Consider the following 2,048-nt stretch of genomic DNA (forward strand, 5'->3'; position numbering starts at 1 on the left):
AGTTGTATATTGAAAAATATTCTAAATTTAATTTTACTCACTTTACTGAAAAATTGAATGAGATAGAAAATATAAGTATTTCTCGTTCTACTGTGGCAAACATTTTAAAAGCACAACTGAATAAAGAAAAAAATAGAAGTAAAGGTAACCTACTTTTAGAAAAAATAGATGCTTTAGAAAATCATCACGCTCACCCTAGTCGCCCCAGAAAAAAATACTTTGATGAACAGTTTCAAATGGATGCAAGTATCCATGATTGATTTTGTACCGGGCACAAAGCAACTTTACATATTGCCATTGATGATGCTTTGTGACATATTGTCGGTGCTTGGTTTGATAAAGAAGAAACTTTGAAAGGTTACTATACTATCTGTCATCAAATTCTTACAAACTACGGTATTCCTAATATGTTTAAAACTGATCGTCGTACTATATTTGAATATGCATCATTATCAAAAAAGAATTTAGAAAACGATACATTTATTCAATTCGGTTATGCTTGTAAGCAATTAGGTGTCACTATACAAACTACGTCTATACCACAAGCAAAAGGGCGAGTTGAAAGAGTATTTGGTACCCTTCAATCTCGCCTGGTGGCTGAATTTGATCTCAATAAAATTTCCTCTGTTAAGGAAGCGAATGAATTTTTGCACTCCTACATAAAAAAATTCAATCAACGTTTTGGACTACCTCTTCATCATATCACATCTATCTTTGAAAAAACACCTGATTTATCTACTTTAAATATTATTTTAGGTGTTCTTACTCAAAGAAAAATCAATGCTGGGCATCATTTTCGTTTTCAAAATGAATATTATTTACCTATAACTTCTACAGGTATTGAAAATATTTTAATAAAGGGACTGAAATATTAGTGATTAAATCTGTTGATGCTAGGCTATTCACTAGCATTGGAGATGAATTGTTTGCGACAAAGCAGTTAGAAACACATGAAAAACAATCCAAAGAATTCGATATCATTCAGAAAAAACATCAAAACGTAGCTATATTCCACCTATGACTCACCCTTGGAAACGTAATTCCTTTATTCGATATTTAAAAATAAGGGCATCACACAAGAAGAATTTGATCAAAAACAGACATTTAAAAACATTGTGTAACACCAAAAGAAATAGCGAGAAATTCCTCAGAATCATCTCGCTAACAATTTTAAATTTTCGGGACATAATCAAAAAGCATTGACATAAAGATTCAATATTTATTTTATAATTTCATTTCCTATCATTATGTGCGCAATAAAAATTTAATTAATTTCTTATTAGGAGAAATGCCATACTCATAAATATCCTTATAAATACGCACTAATTTTTTAAGACGAGCGTTCATTTCTTCAATATCAAATTGTGCTAAATCAAATTGTGCTTCTTTTAATTCCATTAACCATTCATTATGCTGATGAACTTTACCAGATTTCAAAGCTTCTGCTATTTCTGCTAAACCATGAGTACCACCTACATCTTCTAAAATACCAAAACCAGCACCATCTAATACACGTGGTAACCCTCTAAGCGAAACTTCTTTTTTAGTAATATCTTCTATTTTCAAAATAACTTTCCAGTTATCTCCAAAATCATAAGTTAATGTTATTTCATCACCTTCTAAATAATTAACACTATTAATATTAACCTCATCTGAAGCAATAACACATTCAATCTCTTGATGATATAAGCCTTCTGCTATGTCATTAGACAATTCAAATCTAGCATATGCCATTTCTATATCATCATCGGCTAAAAAGTACGAAGGTTGATTATTTCTTAAATAAAACAAATGACTCGCCTGCATTTCAAACATAATCATCACAATATAACCTAATTGAGCCATCGTTTTATTCCCATCAACTTCAAATGTACGCCATATTAGCGGCTCATAATCTGAAAGTTTTGCGTGAAACCTATAAACATAATGTTGAGCCATTTTCTCATCTCCTGTAATCAAAATAATCTATGTAATATTATTCTAACATATTTAGACTAAATTTAAAAATATACTTTGTAATGAGATAGTGTCAACTTTTTGTTGGTGCC

Annotated in this window: 2 protein-coding genes and 1 pseudogene; 2 read left to right on the top strand and 1 reads right to left on the bottom strand. The window is 30.4% G+C overall.

Features of this window, described 5'->3' with window-relative positions:
* Both AC5EAH_RS08000 and AC5EAH_RS08005 read left to right on the top strand, forming a co-directional pair.
* Positions 1-260 (top strand): annotated as a pseudogene (locus AC5EAH_RS08000) (hypothetical protein); the annotation flags it as partial.
* Between the two features lie 90 nt (positions 261-350).
* The gene (locus AC5EAH_RS08005) at positions 351-875 is read left to right on the top strand and encodes a transposase family protein (RefSeq protein ID WP_493494255.1); all 525 of its coding nucleotides are present in this window, start codon (positions 351-353) and stop codon (positions 873-875) included.
* A 370-nt stretch (positions 876-1,245) separates the two neighbouring features.
* Here the strand turns inward: AC5EAH_RS08005 and AC5EAH_RS08010 are convergent, their stop codons facing one another.
* Positions 1,246-1,938 (bottom strand): plasmid pRiA4b ORF-3 family protein, encoded by a 693-nt coding sequence (locus AC5EAH_RS08010; protein WP_493494256.1) that lies wholly within the window; start codon positions 1,936-1,938, stop codon positions 1,246-1,248.
* Positions 1,939-2,048 lie beyond the last annotated feature (110 nt).

It is taken from the genome of Staphylococcus sp. B1(2026), assembly GCF_058895785.1.